Origin of the sequence: Enterococcus sp. DIV0213h (assembly GCF_051711285.1) — a bacterium.
Taxonomy (GTDB): Bacteria; Bacillota; Bacilli; order Lactobacillales; family Enterococcaceae; genus Enterococcus_D; species Enterococcus_D casseliflavus.
This window is the reverse complement of record NZ_JBIOMH010000001.1, coordinates 3,455,001-3,473,071: the sequence shown is the minus strand read 5'-3', so window position 1 is coordinate 3,473,071 and position 18,071 is coordinate 3,455,001. Positions and strand designations below refer to the sequence as shown.

The following is an 18,071-nucleotide window of genomic DNA, read 5'->3' as shown; positions in this document are numbered from 1 at the left end:
CTTCCGCATAATTGTTTTACTCGCTATCATCCTACCATTTTCAAGTATGTTTGTCATGTGATTTGCACAACAATATTACACAAAATATCGCTGTTTCAGTTGTAAATGCTTTCTTTGTTATTACGTCAAAAAGAAGATATATCAAGGTTTTATTAAGATTCGTTAAGAAAGATAAAAACTGAGCAAGAGGGTGCCACCATAACAGTCCATTTCGTGTTATAATTACCTAAGCAAAAGAACTGGGCGCATTTGTGTGCCCAGTATTTTGTGTTTGGATAAGAAAACCGATAAAATAGATGAAGAATCAGCTTGAAACTAGAAATAATGGAGCGTAAATAAAAAATGAAAATGATTGTAGGCTTGGGAAATCCTGGCAAAAAATATGAAAAAACCAAACATAATGTTGGCTTTATGGTAGTGGATGCGTTGGCACAAAAGTACCAAGCAACCTTTAAAAAGTCGGCTTTTGAAGCAGAGGTGGCAGAGTTTTTCTTGAAGGGTGAAAAAATCCTTTTGGTCAAACCACAAACTTTCATGAATGAATCCGGTCGTGCGGTAGGCCCGTTGATGACCTATTTTGGTATCTACCAAGAAGAACTAGTGGTGGTCTATGATGACCTCGATTTAGCGTTAGGGAAAATTCGTTTGCGCCAAAAAGGCAGTGCAGGTGGCCACAATGGGATCAAGAGTTTGATCGCTCATTTGGATTCAACAGTCTTTGACCGTATCAAAATCGGGATCGATCGTCCACGTCCAGGACAAACCGTGGTCAATCATGTCCTGAGTCCTTTTGCAAAAGACGATCTGCCCATCGTTTTACAAAGTATTGATAAAGCGGTCGAGGCAAGTAGTGATTACTTGACCAACGGCGACTTTCTTGCCACAATGAATCGATTTAACTAAGGAGGGCCGAGATGGATTTAATTGAATTAATAAATAAAGTGCCGACAGTGGCGGCTTGGCATACAGGTTTACGTGAACAGGCCCCCCGGCAATTACTGACCGGTCTAGCTGGATCGGCAAAAACATTAGCGATCACTGGTGTGTATCAGGCATTTCAAAAACAAGTGATCGTCGTGACACCTAATCTCTATTATACAAATCAACTAGCCGAAGATCTGCGCAATGTGACGGAAGATGTCTACGTTTTTCCAGTGGATGAAGTGTTGTCAGCCGAAATGGCTTTTTCTTCACCAGAAGCCAGAGAAGAACGCGTGGCAGCGCTGAATGCTGTTTCTCAAGGGAAAACGGGGATCTATGTGTTGCCGGTAGCGGCTTTGCGAAAGTATTTGCCTGAAAAGAAAACCTGGTTAGCCAATCAATTTCAGTGGCAGATCGGCGATGAGATCGATTTAGAGCGTTTGCCGCAACAATTGATCTTGATGGGTTACGAACGTCAGTCAATGATTGGCAAACCTGGCGAATTCAGTATTCGTGGGAGCATCCTCGATATTTATCCATTAAACGCCGAATATCCCGTACGGATCGAGTTATTCGATGTAGAAATCGACTCGATGCGTTCTTTCAACGTGGAAACGCAACGCTCAGTGGAAACGCTGCAGCAAGTGGCTATTTTACCCACTACCGAATTGGTTTTCTCAGCGGAAGATTTAGCTGCGGGGCAAAAGCAGCTGCAAGAATTATTGAACAAACGGTTGGCAGTCACCAAAGAAGCAACCGATCGCGCCTTTTTAGAAGATTATTTTGGCCAGTTGGCTTCTCAATGGCAAGCAGGGATTCCTGGTGAAAGTGCCCGTTACTACACGGATTTACTGTATCGTCAGCAAACGAGTGTCTTAGATTATTTTTCTGAAGATGCCTTTTTGATGATCGATGATTATGCTCGGATCATGGAGACCAATCGTGAGATCGAACGGGAAGAGGCGGAGTGGCATACCCAAAAATTAGCGGAGCTGCGGGTTTTTTCTGAACAGCAATTCGGGATCGATGTCCATCAGCTGCTGCAAAAAGAAACCTTTGTGACCAGCTTCTTTTCTTTATTCCAAAAAGGAATGGGGAACATTCGCTTCCAAGCGATCCATCAATTCCAATACCGGCCGATGCAGCAGTTTTTCAGCCAAATGGGTCTCTTGAAAGTTGAAATCGATCGCTGGGAGAAGCAGCAGCAGACGGTGATTTTTCTGGTCAGTGATCAAGAGCGGGCCAAGAAGTTAGAGCAAGATCTGCGAGATCATGATATCTATGCCGTGCAGACGCAACAAGACCGCCTGTTTACAGGACGCACCCAAATCGTGGTGGAACGTTTGCAAAGCGGCTTTGAAATGCCGCAAGACAAGCTAGTGGTGGTTACGGAAAAAGAAATTTTCCAAAAGATGAACAAAAAAAGAGCCCGCAGGCAAAATGTCACCAATGCGGAACGGCTCAAAAGCTACAATGAGTTAAAAGCGGGCGATTATGTCGTCCATGCGAATCATGGGATCGGGAAGTACATCGGCATGGAAACCTTAGAAGTCGATGGCGTCCACCAAGATTACATGACGATCTTGTACCAAAACGAAGACAAGCTCTTTATTCCAGTCACCCAATTGAATTTGATTCAAAAATATGTGGCTTCCGAATCGAAAACACCGAAAATCAATAAATTAGGTGGCAGCGAGTGGGCGAAGACCAAGCGCAAAGTGACGGCTAAAATTGAAGACATTGCAGATGATTTGATTTTATTGTATGCCAAACGCGAATCAGAAAAAGGCTATGCCTTTCAACCAGACGATGCCTATCAAAAAGAGTTTGAAGATGCCTTTCCGTATTCGGAAACCGATGATCAGCTGCGCAGCACGGCAGAGATCAAGCGGGATATGGAAAAAGAAAAGCCGATGGACCGTTTGTTAGTCGGGGATGTTGGTTTTGGGAAAACAGAAGTGGCGCTGCGGGCTGCTTTTAAAGCGATCAAAGAAAGCAAACAAGTGGCTTTCTTAGTACCGACAACGATCTTGGCGCAGCAGCACTATGAAACGATGGTCGATCGTTTTGAAGGATTCCCCGTCAATGTTGGGGTACTGAGTCGTTTTCGGACGAAAAAACAGCAGAATGAAACGATCGAGCAAGTGCGCAAAGGGCAAGTCGATATTTTGGTGGGGACCCACCGATTATTGTCAAAAGATGTCGAGTTTGCTGATTTGGGCTTGTTGGTGATCGATGAAGAACAACGGTTTGGGGTCAAACACAAAGAGCGCTTGAAACAACTGCGTTCGCAAGTCGATGTGTTGACGTTGACGGCAACGCCGATCCCACGAACATTGCATATGTCGATGCTGGGGGTACGGGACCTATCTGTGATCGAAACACCACCAGAAAATCGTTACCCGATCCAAACCTATGTGATGGAGATGAATCCAGGAGCAGTGCGAGAAGCGATCCAACGGGAGATGGCACGGGGAGGTCAAGTGTTTTATCTCTATAATCGTGTCGATACGATCGAGCGGAAAGTCGAAGAACTGCAGGCGTTAGTGCCAGACGCACGAATCGCGTATGCCCACGGGCAAATGACCGAGATTCAATTGGAAAATACCCTGTTTGACTTTATTGAAGGGCAATACGATGTGTTGGTGACGACGACGATCATTGAAACCGGTGTGGATATTCCCAATGCCAATACGTTGTTTGTGGAAAATGCCGATTACATGGGGCTTTCGACGTTGTATCAGCTGCGCGGCCGTGTCGGTCGGAGCAATCGGGTCGCCTATGCGTATTTCATGTATGAACAGCAAAAAGTGTTGAATGAAGTCAGTGAAAAACGGCTGCAAGCCATTAAGGACTTTACCGAGTTGGGGTCAGGTTTCAAAATCGCGATGCGAGATCTTTCGATTCGTGGAGCGGGAAATCTATTGGGGGCGCAGCAGCACGGCTTTATCGATGCAGTCGGGTTTGACATGTACTCGCAAATGCTGTCTGAAGCAGTCACTCGGAAACAAGGGAAAAATACCCAAACAGAAAAAACGACCGTCGAGATCGATCTGGGGATCGATGCCTACTTACCGACTTCGTATATTGAAGACGAACGGCAAAAAATCGAGATCTACAAACGAATTCGTGAGCTGGAATCCCAAGAAGCAGTTGATGAACTTCAAGATGATCTGTTAGACCGTTTCGGTGAATACCCTGTAGAAGTGGCACATCTCTTAACGGTGGGCGAGATCAAAATGAACGGCGATCGTGCCTTGTTAGAAACTATCCGCAAGCAGCAGCAGACGGTGTCGTTTACTTTGAGTAAAGTCGGCACGAAAAATTATTCGGTGGAGCAGCTGTTTGAAGCATTGAAAGCTACTAAATTAAAAGCCACGATGGGTGTCGATCATGAGCAAATGACCATCAAATTACAGATTCCGCCAGTGATGAAGGAAAGCACCTGGCTATTAGAAATCCAAGATTTTGTCAAAGCGTTACGGGAACAAAAATACGCCAGCCAAGGCTAGAAAGGAACCAGCGGGATGCCGAAATCACAATTGAAGCGTACGATGGAAGGGGCGTTTATTTTAACGATCGCTTCCTTTATCGCAAAAATCTTAAGTGCCGTTTATCGGGTCCCTTTTCAGAACCTGGTAGGGGACGAAGGGTTTTATGTGTATCAACAAGTCTATCCGATTTATGGATTGGCGATGACGTTAGCGTTGTCAGGGTTGCCACAGTTTATCTCCCGCATCGTCGCTGAAGAACCCGATCCTTTGAAAAGCAAGGAACGGCTGCAAGCGTTGACGCCTTTCGTGCTTTGGTCTGCGATCGGTTTATGGGCGGTGACCTTTTTATTTGCTGGTCCGATCGCACAAGTGATGGGGGACCACCAACTGGCGGGCTTGATTCGAGTCGTTTCTTTTACCTTCTTATTTGTCCCGCCTTTGACCTTTTATCGAGGAATGTTTCAAGGAAATTTGCAAATGGTGCCGACAGCAGTTTCCCAAGTCGTAGAGCAGCTGCTTAGAGTTGGTGTGATTTTAGGTGCTGCGGCAGCTTTCCAGCAATTGGGCTGGACGATTTATCAAACGGGGACTGTCGCCATGATGGGTGCCTTAGTCGGGGGCCTTGCGGCGTGGTGGATCTTAAGTTATTATAGCCGACAAATCAACGGCAAACGCCTATCGCTATGGCATAAACCAGTCACCAGTACAGGAGAAAATCCCGCTGTTTTATCCGCCTCGTTGAAGAAACGGTTCTTCTTAGAAGGCGGTCTGTTGACGATTTATAGCGGCTATTTGATCTTGTTCCAGTTAGCGGATTCGTTTTTATTGACCAATGCGCTAGAAGCGGGGGGGCTGACGGCACAAGCAGCCCGAATTTCAAAAGGGATCTATGATCGCGGACAACCCCTCGTCCAACTAGGTCTTGTGGTGGCGATGGCGTTAAGCTCGACGTTTTTGCCAACGTTGACCAAGTATTTGACGGTAAAAAATCAGCAGCTGTTTGAAAAGTCGGCAAAAATGTATTTGCGCCTGACGATCGGGATTGCTTCGGCTTCCGCCGTGGGCTTAGCGATTTTGCTGCCTTATATTAACTTTGCCTTATTCAAAGACGGTTCTGGCAATGCGGCGCTGGTATTGTTTGTCTTTTCTATCGCTCTGATGGCGACGATCCAAGCCTATCAAAGCATTCAACAAAGTCGCAATACCTATACCTTCGGCTTGCTGGCTGCGGGGATCGGTCTTTTGATCAAATGTCTATCGATGTGGCCGCTGACTGCTTCGTATGGGACTGCAGGAGCGAGTATCAGTACGCTGTTGGGGTTAGGCGCGACCTTATGCTGTTTTGTGGTTTCCGAACAGCGTCGAGCACAAAGCAGCATCAATCACTTTTGGCATGAAGGAAATTATGGAAAAAAACTATTTATTTGTTTAGGGATCATGGCAAGCGTGCTATTCTTATATTATAGCTTCGTTGCGATCTTATTGAACGGTCCTTTGACCCATCGACTACAGGCACTGCTTTTTTGCCTAGGCGGTGTCGGTCTGGGAGGCGCAGCCTTTATCGGGGCAGCGATCAAAATCAAATTGTTAACGATTCGCGAATGGCTGTTAGTTCCATTTGGAAAGAAACTATTAAGAAGAGGTGAAAAACATGAGATTAGATAAATTTCTTAAAATCTCCCGCATCATCAAGCGTCGCTCTGTGGCCAAAGAAGTGGCAGACAAGGGACGCATTCAGATCAACGGCAAATTAGCCAAGTCAAGCAGTGACGTCAAAGTAGGCGATACCATGCGCATTCAATTCGGGAATAAGGTCTTGGAAGTAAAAGTCAATGAATTGCATGAATCGACGAAAAAAGAAGACGCTGCAAAAATGTATGAGATCGTTTCAGAGGAAAGAATCTCAGAAAATGCTTGATTTTTACGGCATTTTCAGTTAGACAAGCTTTGCGGATGTTGGTATAATGTAAAAAACAAAGACAGCGACGGGAGCGAGTTCAGGTGGCAAGAGAATCAAATAAAAAAATAGAACTATTGCAGACCGATTATGCGAAAGAGCAATTTGCCAAGTTTGAAAAAGAGCGGCGGCAAGTCGTGTTTCGCCGACGTCGGCTGGTGGCGTTTTTCGTGGCGGCATTAGCGATATTTGCGATCGTAGGGATTCAAATGTTCAACGATCAAATGCGCCTGCAAAAGCTAAAGGAATATAAGGCGGAAACAGTCGCCGAACAAAAAGAGGCAGAACAAAAGGTGGCTTCACTGGAGCGAGACGTTGCCTTGTTGCAAGACGATGAGTATGTGGCAAAATTGGCCCGCAGCCGATTCTTCTACTCAAAAGATGGCGAAAAAATCTATCCAGTCTTGCCAGACGGGACGGATTCTCAAAACACCAATGAGCGTTCTTCGCAAAGCGGACAAGAATCATCATCCACAGAGTCACAAGATTAAGCAATGTCATACCTACTCAGCGCAGTAGTTTGAATTATTTTAAATGGGTAAAAATTAGGAGGAACATTTTTTATATGTCAATCGAAGTTGGAGCGAAACTAAAGGGCAAAGTGTCTGGTATTACAAATTTTGGTGCGTTCATTGATCTTGGTGAAGGGAAAACTGGTTTGGTGCATATCAGTGAAGTATCAAACGGATTCGTCAAAGACATTCACGACGTGTTGTCTGTTGGGGATGAAGTGACAGTACTTGTTACGGCAATCGGCAACGATGGAAAAATCGGCCTATCGATCCGCAAAGCAGAAGATAAACCGGAAGAAAAACGTGAATACCCGAAAAAAGAATTCAATCGACCAAATCCGAAAAAATCTTTTTCACGCAATCAAAATACGAATGTAAATAAACAAGACTTCGATTCATTGATGAGTTCTTTTCTAAAAGATAGTGATGATCGTCTTTCGTCATTACGTCGAAATACAGAAGGAAAACGCGGTGGCCGCGGCGGACGCCGTAACTAAACATGAATAGCAAGTTGGAAAAAGCTGGAACAAAACTGTTGGTTCGTTTTGTTTCAGCTTTCTTTCTTGTGGGATTACCAAATGAGAAGGAGGTCAAACGATGGTCATTCAAACCGTTCGAGGGCAACTCACTGCCATCGATCCTGAAAAAAAACGCCGCTTTTTGCTGGCGGTATCGACGGGCGTCGATTCGATGGTCTTGTTGCAGATCTTTTGTCAGTTGTTTCCTGAAATGCAAAAAGAGCCATGTTTTGGTGTGGCACATGTGAACCATCAATTGCGTCCAGCATCTGCCAAGGAAGCGGCTTTTTTACGGCAGTACTGCCAAGAACGCGGCATTCCTTTTTACGAGCGGTGCTGGGAAAATCCGCCAGAAACCGGCGTAGAAGCTAGCGCTCGAAACTTTCGCTATACGTTTTTTGCCGACGTCATGTCTCAAGAAGGCTATGATGTTTTGCTGACTGCTCACCACAGTGATGACCAAGTAGAAACGATGTTGATGAAGATGATGCGAGAAGGGCGCTTGCGATCGGCTGGCGGGATGAAACAGCAGCAGCCTTTTCACACAGGGATCTTGTTGCGTCCACTGCTTACTGTCAGCAAGGCAGCGATTTACGACTATGCGCAAGCACAGCAGATTCCCTACTTTGAAGACGAAAGCAATCACGAACCGCTGTATTTGCGAAACCGACTACGCCAGCAAGTAGTGCCAGCCTTAAAAGCGGAAAATCTGCAGCTGCTGCCGCATTTTCAACAGCTTTCTGAAGAAGTACAGTTCGCCAATCAGCTGATCCAACAAGAGCAGCAGCAATGGTTGTCTGCGTTCGTTCAACAGCAAGCTGCTCACTTAGTGATCGATCTGCAGCAGCTGCCGACGTTTTCGCCAGCGCAACGCTATTTTTTCTATGCGGGTTTTTTACAGCAAGCAGAGGCTTTTACGAAGCAGCCCCTCAATCAAAAACAGCTGCCGCAGTTATTGCGTCTGCTGGATGAAAAGAAAGGGCAATGGCAATTGGCGTTGCACAAACAGTGGCAGCTGCGGCGCAGTTATGACCAATTGTTATTGGAACCTGTTACTTTTCCCCAAAAGCCAGCAGCGCCGTTGACAGAAGTCAGTCAGCGACTGGTTTTAGGGGAGGGGATCTATCTTTCTGAAAAGGAATGGATTGGGTATTTTCCGATAAATGAACAGCATATTCCCAAAAAAATCACAAATTGGTCAGAGTTTTCCCAAGATTTACCGCTAAACTATTCCTCTGAGCTGGTGGTGCGTAAGCGCCAGCCGGGAGACCGAATCCGCTTGGCGCGTGGTCTGACCAAAAAGATCAGTCGTTTTTTTATCGATTCAAAAATTCCTAATGAAGTGCGAGAAAAAAGTTGGGTCGTCACAAACCTTGAAAAAGAGGTGATTGCCTTACTACCTCATACATTTTCCTATTTGAGTATTGCGCCAGAAACTGATAAAATACACTACATACTTCTTTATAAATATCAGAAGTAAGAGTTGGAAGGAGAACTTTATGCTAGATAAAGATATTGAGAAAATTTTGATTTCCCGTGACGAAATCAAAAATCGTTGTGTGGAACTTGGTCAAGAATTAACGGCGGCTTATGCGGATAAAAATCCTCTAGTCGTAGGTGTGCTGAAAGGTGCCGTTCCTTTCATGGCAGACATCGTTCGTGAGATGGATTGTTACTTGGAGTTAGACTTCATGGATGTCTCAAGTTATGGCAATGCCATGATTTCATCTGGGGAAGTCAAGATCATCAAAGATTTAGATACAAATGTTGAGGGCCGTGATCTCTTGATCGTTGAAGACATCATTGACAGCGGTCGCACATTGGCTTATCTGGTGGATCTATTCAAATACCGTAAAGCGAAATCAGTGAAAATCGTAACGTTATTAGATAAGCCAGAAGGTCGTGTCGTTGAGATCGATGCAGATTATGTCGGCTTCGATGTGCCAAATGAGTTTGTTGTTGGATATGGACTGGACTATGCAGAGCAATATCGAAACTTACCTTACGTTGGCGTCTTAAAACCTAGTGTTTATCAGTCAAATTAGTGACTGTTCTAAATCAATTGTGATACAATTAAATGGTCAGGATTGATAAAACAAAATAGCCAGGGAGGTACGCATGAATAAGAAAAATAACGGTATGGTAAAAAATACCTTATATTATGTACTTGTCTTGTTGGCGATGGTCATGGTCGTATATTTCATTTTTGGAAATGGCAATCAGCAGACCCCAACGATCGAGTACTCCACGTTTACAGAGCAACTGAAAGACGGGAAGATCAAACAGTTTACTGTTCAACCCGCTAACGGTGTGTATCGAATCGTGGGTGAATACAATGAAGAACAAACCGTCAGCAATGACAACAGCTTGTCTGTTTTAGGTAATACACAGGCGAGTTCGACCCGCTTTTCAACGATCATATTACCGAATGATTCCACACTAAGCGAAGTCACCAGTTTGGCCTCGGCAGAAGGGGTCAAAACCACGATCGAAGAAGAATCCAACAGCGGCATTTGGTTATCGCTTTTGGTTAGCTTCTTACCACTTGTGATCATCATTTTCTTCTTCTACATGATGATGAGCCAACAAGGTGGCGGCGGTGGCGGTGGCGGCCGTGTGATGAACTTTGGCAAATCAAAAGCCAAAGAAGCGGATAAAAAAGCCAACCGCGTGCGTTTTTCAGACGTAGCCGGTGCAGAAGAAGAAAAACAAGAGCTTGTCGAAGTCGTGGAATTCTTGAAAGATCCTCGACGCTTCGTTGAATTAGGTGCTCGTATCCCAGCAGGTGTCTTACTTGAGGGGCCTCCAGGAACCGGGAAAACGTTACTAGCCAAAGCCGTTGCTGGTGAAGCTGGCGTACCGTTTTACTCGATCTCTGGTTCAGATTTCGTTGAAATGTTTGTCGGTGTCGGTGCAAGCCGGGTGCGTGACTTATTTGAAACAGCGAAGAAAAATGCACCAGCTATCATCTTTATCGATGAAATCGATGCAGTCGGTCGCCAACGTGGTGCCGGTATGGGTGGCGGACATGATGAGCGGGAACAAACATTGAACCAGTTGTTGGTTGAAATGGATGGTTTTGATGGGAATGAAGGCGTGATCGTCATTGCCGCAACGAACCGTTCGGATGTTTTAGATCCAGCGTTGCTACGTCCAGGTCGTTTTGACCGTCAGATTTTGGTTGGTCGTCCAGACGTGAAAGGTCGTGAAGCGATCCTCCGTGTCCATGCCCGCAACAAACCTTTATCAGATGATGTTGATTTGAAAGTCGTTGCCCAACAAACACCAGGCTTTGCTGGTGCGGATCTGGAAAACGTCTTGAACGAAGCGGCATTAGTTGCTGCTCGTCGTAACAAGAAAAAAATCGATGCTTCAGATATCGATGAAGCAGAAGATCGCGTGATCGCTGGTCCAGCGAAGAAAGATCGGGTCATCAACAAACGCGAACGTGAAATGGTTGCTTACCATGAAGCAGGACATACCATTGTTGGGTTAGTCTTGAGTCGTGCCCGTGTGGTACACAAAGTAACGATCATTCCTCGGGGACGTGCGGGTGGTTACATGATCGCCTTGCCGAAAGAAGATCAATTCTTGATGACCAAAGAAGATATGTTTGAACAAATCGTTGGGTTGCTTGGTGGTCGTACGGCTGAAGAAATCATCTTCGGTGTACAATCAACGGGTGCTTCCAATGACTTTGAACAAGCAACTGCGCTTGCAAGAAGCATGGTGACAGAATATGGAATGAGTGACAAGTTAGGTCCAGTTCAATATGAAGGAAACCATCAAGTCTTTGTTGGTCGTGATTATGGTCAAACAAAAGCTTACTCTGAACAAGTTGCCTTTGAAATCGATCAAGAAGTTCGCAAGATTTTAATGGATGCTCATCAAAAAGCCCATGAAATCATTGAAGAACACCGTGCACAGCACAAATTGATCGCTGAAAAACTGCTTGAACATGAAACATTAGATGCCAAAGCAATCAAATCCTTGTTTGAAGAAGGCAAAATGCCTGAAGGAACCGAAAGCTCTGAGTATCCTAGTGAAAAAGCTCAAACGTTTGAAGAAGCGAAACGTGCGCTGGAAGAAAAAGATGCAGAGAAGCAAGCTGCAGAAAAACACAGCGAAGATGCACCATCAAACGATTTTGATCAACAATTGGAAGACGTTCGCCGCAATAGCGAAAGCCAACCGACTGATCAAGAAAACAAAGATGATAACGCCTAAAACAAGACGTATCAAGGCACCGAGGAAACTCGGTGCCTTTTTGTTTCTATTTAAGAAGACTTTCCTTAAATTCAAACACATTCAGTTGAAAAAAGCGGCGCTTCCTAGTATGATTCATTAATGAATAAAAAGGAGAATCAAGATGAAGGATTATTTAGTAAAAGCACTAGCATATGACGGCTTCGTCCGAGCATATGCAGTATCGGCAACAGAAACGATCGCCGAAGCACAACGACGCCATGAAACATGGAATACGGCATCCGCTGCTTTAGGGCGAGCGATGGTGGGAAGTTTGTTATTAGGCAGTACCTTAAAAGGGGAAGACAAATTGACCGTCAAAATTCAAGGAAATGGTCCTGCTGGGGCAATCGTCGTAGACAGCAATGGCCGTGGGGACGTAAAAGGATACATAAAAAATCCGCAGATCAGTCTGCCGTTGAACCCTCAAGGGAAATTGGACGTTCGGGGCGCAGTGGGTGACCAAGGGATCTTTACCGTGATCAAAGACTTAGGGCTAAAAGAACCCTTCTCTGGACAAACACCGATCGTCTCTGGGGAGCTTGGGGAAGACTTTACTTATTATTTAGCAGTGTCAGAACAGATTCCTTCTGCTGTTGGTCTGAGTGTATTAGTAGAAACCGATGATTCGATTCGGGCAGCCGGTGGGTTTATGCTGCAGATCATGCCTGGTGCCAGTGAAGAGATCATTGATGCCATCGAAAAACGTTTGGGAGAATTGCCTCGAGTATCAACCTTGATCGATGAAGGACAATCACCAGAAGAGATCTTAGAGACATTGTTGCCAGACACGACGATCGAAGTACTAGAAAAAATGCCAGTCCAGTTCCATTGTGATTGCACGAAAGAAAAATTTGCGACGGCGATCATTACCTTGGGGGCTGATGAGATCCAAGCGATGATCGATGAAGACCACGGGGCAGAGGCAGTCTGCTCGTTTTGTGGCAACAAGTATCATTTTGATGAAACGGAATTGGCGGCATTGAAGAAAGAGGCGGAAGCGTAAGTGAAAGATAGACAAACATGGCAGATCGGCTCGGTTGAGATTCCCAACCGCGTCGTCGTTGCGCCAATGGCAGGGATCACCAATTCTGCGTTTCGTGTGACAGTCAAAGAATTTGGCGCGGGTTTAGTCGTCTGTGAGATGATCAGTGATCGAGGGATTCAACTGCGGAACAAGAAGACCCTTGAGATGCTATTTATTGACGAGACCGAGCATCCTCTTAGTATTCAGATTTTTGGTGGGAATAAAGCATCCTTAGTAGAAGCAGCGCAATTTGTCGCAGAAAACACAACTGCTGATATCATTGATATCAACATGGGGTGTCCTGTAAACAAAATCATCAAAGCAGAAGCTGGTGCGAAGTGGCTTTTAGATCCCGACAAGGTTTATGAAATGGTCCATGCTGTTTCCAGTGCGATCGACAAGCCCGTTACCGTAAAAATGCGGATCGGCTGGGATGAGCAGCACATCTTTGCGGTTGAAAATGCCCAAGCCGCAGAAGCAGCGGGTGCCGCAGCGATCGGTATGCATGGCAGAACCCGTGTACAGATGTATGAAGGATCGGCTGATTGGGACGTGTTGAAACAAGTGAAGCAAAGTATCACGATTCCCTTTATGGGCAACGGCGATGTCAAAACCCCTGAAGATGCCAAGCGAATGTTGGAAGAAGTCGGTGCAGATGCAGTGATGATCGGACGGGCAGCGTTAGGCAATCCATGGATGATCCACCGCACCAAGCAATACTTGGAGACAGGCGAGTTATTGCCAGAACCAACACCGCGAGAAAAAATTTCGACAGCGAAACTTCATTTAGAACGTTTGGCTGATCTAAAAGGGGAAAAAATCGCTTCGCGAGAATTTCGTCAACATGCTGCGTACTACTTAAAAGGTATTTCGCGGGCAGCCAAAGTGAAGGCAGCTATCAACCAAGCGGAAGATAAGCAGACGATTTTTGATTTATTAGATGCATTTGTGGAAAAGACCGAAAAACAGCCGCTAGCAACTCTTAAGGAATAAGAAACAAATCAAGTCGATTCGAAAGTTCGGCTTGATTTTTTGCGTCATCATTGGCATTATAAGAAGGAAACCCAAGTTAAGAATGGAGGAAAACTCGTGACAGAGGAACGACAAACACAAGAAGAATTGAATGATCAAATGTTGGTTCGCCGTGAAAAGATGGAAAAACTACGGGAAGAAGGCATTGATCCTTTTGGCAAGCGATTCGAACGCACCCATAATTCTGCCGAGTTACATGAGTTATTTGATCAAAGAACCAAAGAAGAATTAGCCGAAATGAATCTTTCAGCAAGCATTGCAGGAAGAATCGTTACAAAACGTGGAAAAGGTAAGGCTGGTTTTGCACATTTACAAGACCGCGAAGGCCGTATTCAAATATATGTACGTAAAGACCAAGTAGGGGATGAACCTTACGAAGTATTCAAACACGCAGACTTAGGTGATTTCTTCGGCGTATCTGGTGAAATCATGAAGACCGATACCGGTGAAGTGACCATCAAAGCCAAAGAAATCGTGATCTTATCAAAAGCATTGCGTCCATTGCCTGACAAATACCATGGCTTGACGAACGTAGAACAACGCTACCGTCAACGTTACTTGGATTTGATCAGTAATAAAGAAAGCTTTGATCGTTTCATGAAACGAAGCCAAATCATCAGCGAAATTCGTCGTTACCTTGACGGTCATGGGTATATCGAAGTCGAAACGCCAGTATTGCATAATCAAGCAGGTGGTGCAGCGGCTCGTCCCTTCATTACCCACCACAATGCCTTAGACATGGATCTGTATTTACGGATCGCTCTTGAGCTTCACTTAAAACGATTGATCGTGGGCGGCATGGAAAAAGTCTATGAGATCGGCCGCGTTTTCCGAAATGAAGGGATCGATACGACCCATAATCCTGAGTTTACAATGCTAGAAGCGTATACGGCATATACAGATTTCAAAGATGTGATGGATCTGACCGAAGGCATTATCCGTAATGCTGCTGAAAAAGTTTTGCACACAGCAACGATCCAATACGATGGACAAGAAGTCGATCTAGCTAGCGACTTTGCGCGAATCCATATGGTCGATGCAATCAAAAATCAAACAGGTGTTGATTTCTGGCAACCAATGTCCGTTGAAGAAGCCCGCAGCTTAGCGAAAGAACATCATGTCGAAATCAATGATGCCATGACTGTTGGCCATATCATCAATGAATTCTTTGAGACATTTGTTGAAGAAACGTTACAGCAGCCAACCTTTGTCTTCGGTCATCCAGTGGAAGTTTCGCCATTAGCGAAAAAGAATCCAGAAGATGAACGCTTTACCGACCGCTTTGAATTATTTATCGTTGGTCGTGAATTTGCGAATGCCTTCACGGAACTAAATGATCCAATCGATCAAAGAGAACGTTTTGAAGGGCAAGAAAAAGAGCGCGAAGCAGGAAATGATGAAGCCCATGGGGTGGATGAAGATTTCTTAGAAGCACTTGAATACGGTATGCCGCCAACTGGTGGATTAGGGATCGGGATCGATCGCTTAGTGATGCTGTTGACAGATGCGCAATCGATTCGCGACGTTTTATTATTCCCAACAATGAGATAAAAAAACTCCGTCCACTCGCAAGAGATGGGCGGCTTTTTTTCTTGTCTGCTGGATCAGGGTGAAAAACAGCGAGGAATTAGAGGAAAAAACGCCACGATAGTTGCCAGAAAACGGATTAAATGCGAACGATAAAAGCTGGATCCAATGCGATTAGACGGGTTTGTAAAAATTGAAAAAAGCCATAGAAAATGATTGACCGCAAGGGATTTAGTTGGTATATTATTACATGTGCCAAATGACTAAATGAATTCCTAAAAAGAATTGAAAAAAGTAGTTGACGCACAGCTCGACAGATGATATTATAACGAAGTCGCAATTTTAAAATAGTTAATTGATGTTGATACATCAACAAAATTAATTGAAAAAAGTTGTTGACAAATAACAAATCATTTGTTATTCTAATTAAGTCGCTGAGACAGCCGCTACGAAGTTGAAAAACAACGAGCGAAAAAAACTTTTAAAAAAGAGTTGACAATTAAATGTCGCTCTGATATGATATAAAAGTTGCTAACACAGCACGGTAGACCTTTGAAAACTGAACAAAGCAAGCAAACGAACCAATGTGTAGGACGTTTCAATTTATTGAAACAAATACATGCAAGCAATAGCTAGCAAAGTTAATTTTTATGAGCTTAATGACCGTATGGTCATTCAAACAAATCATTATGAGAGTTTGATCCTGGCTCAGGACGAACGCTGGCGGCGTGCCTAATACATGCAAGTCGAACGCTTTTTCTTTCATCGGAGCTTGCTCCACCGAAAGAAAAAGAGTGGCGAACGGGTGAGTAACACGTGGGTAACCTGCCCATCAGAAGGGGATAACACTTGGAAACAGGTGCTAATACCGTATAACACTATTTTCCGCATGGAAGAAAGTTGAAAGGCGCTTTTGCGTCACTGATGGATGGACCCGCGGTGCATTAGCTAGTTGGTGAGGTAACGGCTCACCAAGGCAACGATGCATAGCCGACCTGAGAGGGTGATCGGCCACACTGGGACTGAGACACGGCCCAGACTCCTACGGGAGGCAGCAGTAGGGAATCTTCGGCAATGGACGAAAGTCTGACCGAGCAACGCCGCGTGAGTGAAGAAGGTTTTCGGATCGTAAAACTCTGTTGTTAGAGAAGAACAAGGATGAGAGTAAAATGTTCATCCCTTGACGGTATCTAACCAGAAAGCCACGGCTAACTACGTGCCAGCAGCCGCGGTAATACGTAGGTGGCAAGCGTTGTCCGGATTTATTGGGCGTAAAGCGAGCGCAGGCGGTTTCTTAAGTCTGATGTGAAAGCCCCCGGCTCAACCGGGGAGGGTCATTGGAAACTGGGAGACTTGAGTGCAGAAGAGGAGAGTGGAATTCCATGTGTAGCGGTGAAATGCGTAGATATATGGAGGAACACCAGTGGCGAAGGCGGCTCTCTGGTCTGTAACTGACGCTGAGGCTCGAAAGCGTGGGGAGCGAACAGGATTAGATACCCTGGTAGTCCACGCCGTAAACGATGAGTGCTAAGTGTTGGAGGGTTTCCGCCCTTCAGTGCTGCAGCAAACGCATTAAGCACTCCGCCTGGGGAGTACGACCGCAAGGTTGAAACTCAAAGGAATTGACGGGGGCCCGCACAAGCGGTGGAGCATGTGGTTTAATTCGAAGCAACGCGAAGAACCTTACCAGGTCTTGACATCCTTTGACCACTCTAGAGATAGAGTTTCCCCTTCGGGGGCAAAGTGACAGGTGGTGCATGGTTGTCGTCAGCTCGTGTCGTGAGATGTTGGGTTAAGTCCCGCAACGAGCGCAACCCTTATTGTTAGTTGCCATCATTTAGTTGGGCACTCTAGCGAGACTGCCGGTGACAAACCGGAGGAAGGTGGGGATGACGTCAAATCATCATGCCCCTTATGACCTGGGCTACACACGTGCTACAATGGGAAGTACAACGAGTTGCGAAGTCGCGAGGCTAAGCTAATCTCTTAAAGCTTCTCTCAGTTCGGATTGTAGGCTGCAACTCGCCTACATGAAGCCGGAATCGCTAGTAATCGCGGATCAGCACGCCGCGGTGAATACGTTCCCGGGCCTTGTACACACCGCCCGTCACACCACGAGAGTTTGTAACACCCGAAGTCGGTGAGGTAACCTTTTTGGAGCCAGCCGCCTAAGGTGGGATAGATGATTGGGGTGAAGTCGTAACAAGGTAGCCGTATCGGAAGGTGCGGCTGGATCACCTCCTTTCTAAGGAATATTTCGGAAGACTACACATCGTTTGCCTTTGTTCAGTTTTGAGAGGTCTACTCTCAAGTAAATACCCGGGGCCTTAGCTCAGCTGGGAGAGCGCCTGCTTTGCACGCAGGAGGTCAGCGGTTCGATCCCGCTAGGCTCCATTAACGACAATGGTCGTTAAGCTTTGTTCATTGAAAACTGGATATCGAAGAAATAATCAAAACAAGTAACACACACCGAGTTGAAATGTTAAAAGAGTTTTTTAATAAGTTCAACGCTTATTTTCTTGAGCAACCTTCTATCGCTAGAAGAAGTACTCAAAACCGACCGTAAGGTCAAAGGTTAAGTGAATAAGGGCGCACGGTGGATGCCTTGGCACTAGGAGCCGATGAAGGACGGGACTAACACCGATATGCTTTGGGGAGCTGTAAGTAAGCTATGATCCAGAGATTTCCGAATGGGGGAACCCAGCATCTTTTATAGGATGTTACGTCTGCGTGAATACATAGCGCAGTCGAGGTAGACGCAGAGAACTGAAACATCTAAGTACCTGCAGGAAGAGAAAGAAAATTCGATTCCCTGAGTAGCGGCGAGCGAAACGGGAA

Annotated in this window: 12 protein-coding genes, 1 tRNA gene and 2 rRNA genes (1 of these 15 only partly in view); all 15 read left to right on the top strand. The window is 45.4% G+C overall.

All coding sequences use genetic code 11. The annotated features are described in order from the left end of the window. The first annotated feature begins 342 nt into the window (after window positions 1-342). A complete protein-coding gene (gene pth, locus IGI77_RS16290; protein WP_015510502.1) occupies window positions 343-903 on the top strand; it encodes an aminoacyl-tRNA hydrolase in 561 nt (186 codons plus the stop codon). An 11-nt stretch (window positions 904-914) separates the two neighbouring features. Further along, window positions 915-4,433: a transcription-repair coupling factor gene (gene mfd, locus IGI77_RS16285; RefSeq protein WP_016608449.1), complete on the top strand. Its 3,519-nt coding sequence runs from the start codon at window positions 915-917 to the stop codon at window positions 4,431-4,433. Between the two features lie 15 nt (window positions 4,434-4,448). Beyond that, a complete protein-coding gene (locus tag IGI77_RS16280) occupies window positions 4,449-6,080 on the top strand; it encodes a polysaccharide biosynthesis protein (protein WP_438770346.1) in 1,632 nt (543 codons plus the stop codon). After that, complete coding sequence (locus tag IGI77_RS16275; RefSeq protein WP_005230745.1) at window positions 6,067-6,333, top strand: RNA-binding S4 domain-containing protein; 267 nt, start codon at window positions 6,067-6,069, stop codon at window positions 6,331-6,333. Before IGI77_RS16280 ends, IGI77_RS16275 begins: the two co-directional genes overlap by 14 nt. Before the next feature lie 83 nt (window positions 6,334-6,416). After that, a complete protein-coding gene (locus IGI77_RS16270) occupies window positions 6,417-6,863 on the top strand; it encodes an FtsB family cell division protein (protein WP_438770345.1) in 447 nt (148 codons plus the stop codon). 74 nt (window positions 6,864-6,937) lie between these two features. Further along, entirely contained in the window at window positions 6,938-7,381 is a 444-nt protein-coding gene (locus IGI77_RS16265; RefSeq protein ID WP_010748998.1) for a S1 domain-containing RNA-binding protein, read from the top strand. Between the two features lie 100 nt (window positions 7,382-7,481). Further along, complete coding sequence (tilS, locus tag IGI77_RS16260; RefSeq protein ID WP_438770344.1) at window positions 7,482-8,882, top strand: tRNA lysidine(34) synthetase TilS; 1,401 nt, start codon at window positions 7,482-7,484, stop codon at window positions 8,880-8,882. Between the two features lie 19 nt (window positions 8,883-8,901). Continuing rightward, on the top strand, window positions 8,902-9,447 hold the full coding sequence (gene hpt, locus IGI77_RS16255) for a hypoxanthine phosphoribosyltransferase (RefSeq protein WP_005230750.1): 546 nt from the start codon (window positions 8,902-8,904) through the stop codon (window positions 9,445-9,447). A gap of 73 nt (window positions 9,448-9,520) precedes the next feature. Beyond that, window positions 9,521-11,629, top strand: coding sequence for an ATP-dependent zinc metalloprotease FtsH (gene ftsH, locus IGI77_RS16250; RefSeq protein ID WP_010749000.1), 2,109 nt, complete (start codon window positions 9,521-9,523; stop codon window positions 11,627-11,629). Window positions 11,630-11,771: 142 nt separating this feature from the next. Next, a complete protein-coding gene (hslO, locus tag IGI77_RS16245; RefSeq protein ID WP_060791888.1) occupies window positions 11,772-12,653 on the top strand; it encodes an Hsp33 family molecular chaperone HslO in 882 nt (293 codons plus the stop codon). Further along, entirely contained in the window at window positions 12,654-13,667 is a 1,014-nt protein-coding gene (gene dusB, locus IGI77_RS16240) for a tRNA dihydrouridine synthase DusB (RefSeq protein ID WP_060791889.1), read from the top strand. Window positions 13,668-13,763: 96 nt separating this feature from the next. Then, entirely contained in the window at window positions 13,764-15,257 is a 1,494-nt protein-coding gene (gene lysS / locus IGI77_RS16235; protein ID WP_034858661.1) for a lysine--tRNA ligase, read from the top strand. 661 nt (window positions 15,258-15,918) lie between these two features. Continuing rightward, window positions 15,919-17,478, top strand: a 16S ribosomal RNA gene (locus IGI77_RS16230). 76 nt (window positions 17,479-17,554) lie between these two features. Further along, window positions 17,555-17,627, top strand: a tRNA-Ala gene (locus IGI77_RS16225). 179 nt (window positions 17,628-17,806) lie between these two features. Then, window positions 17,807-18,071 (top strand): 23S ribosomal RNA (locus tag IGI77_RS16220) (it continues 2,650 nt past the right edge of the window). The 16S and 23S rRNA genes sit together here with 1 tRNA gene alongside, the layout of an rRNA operon.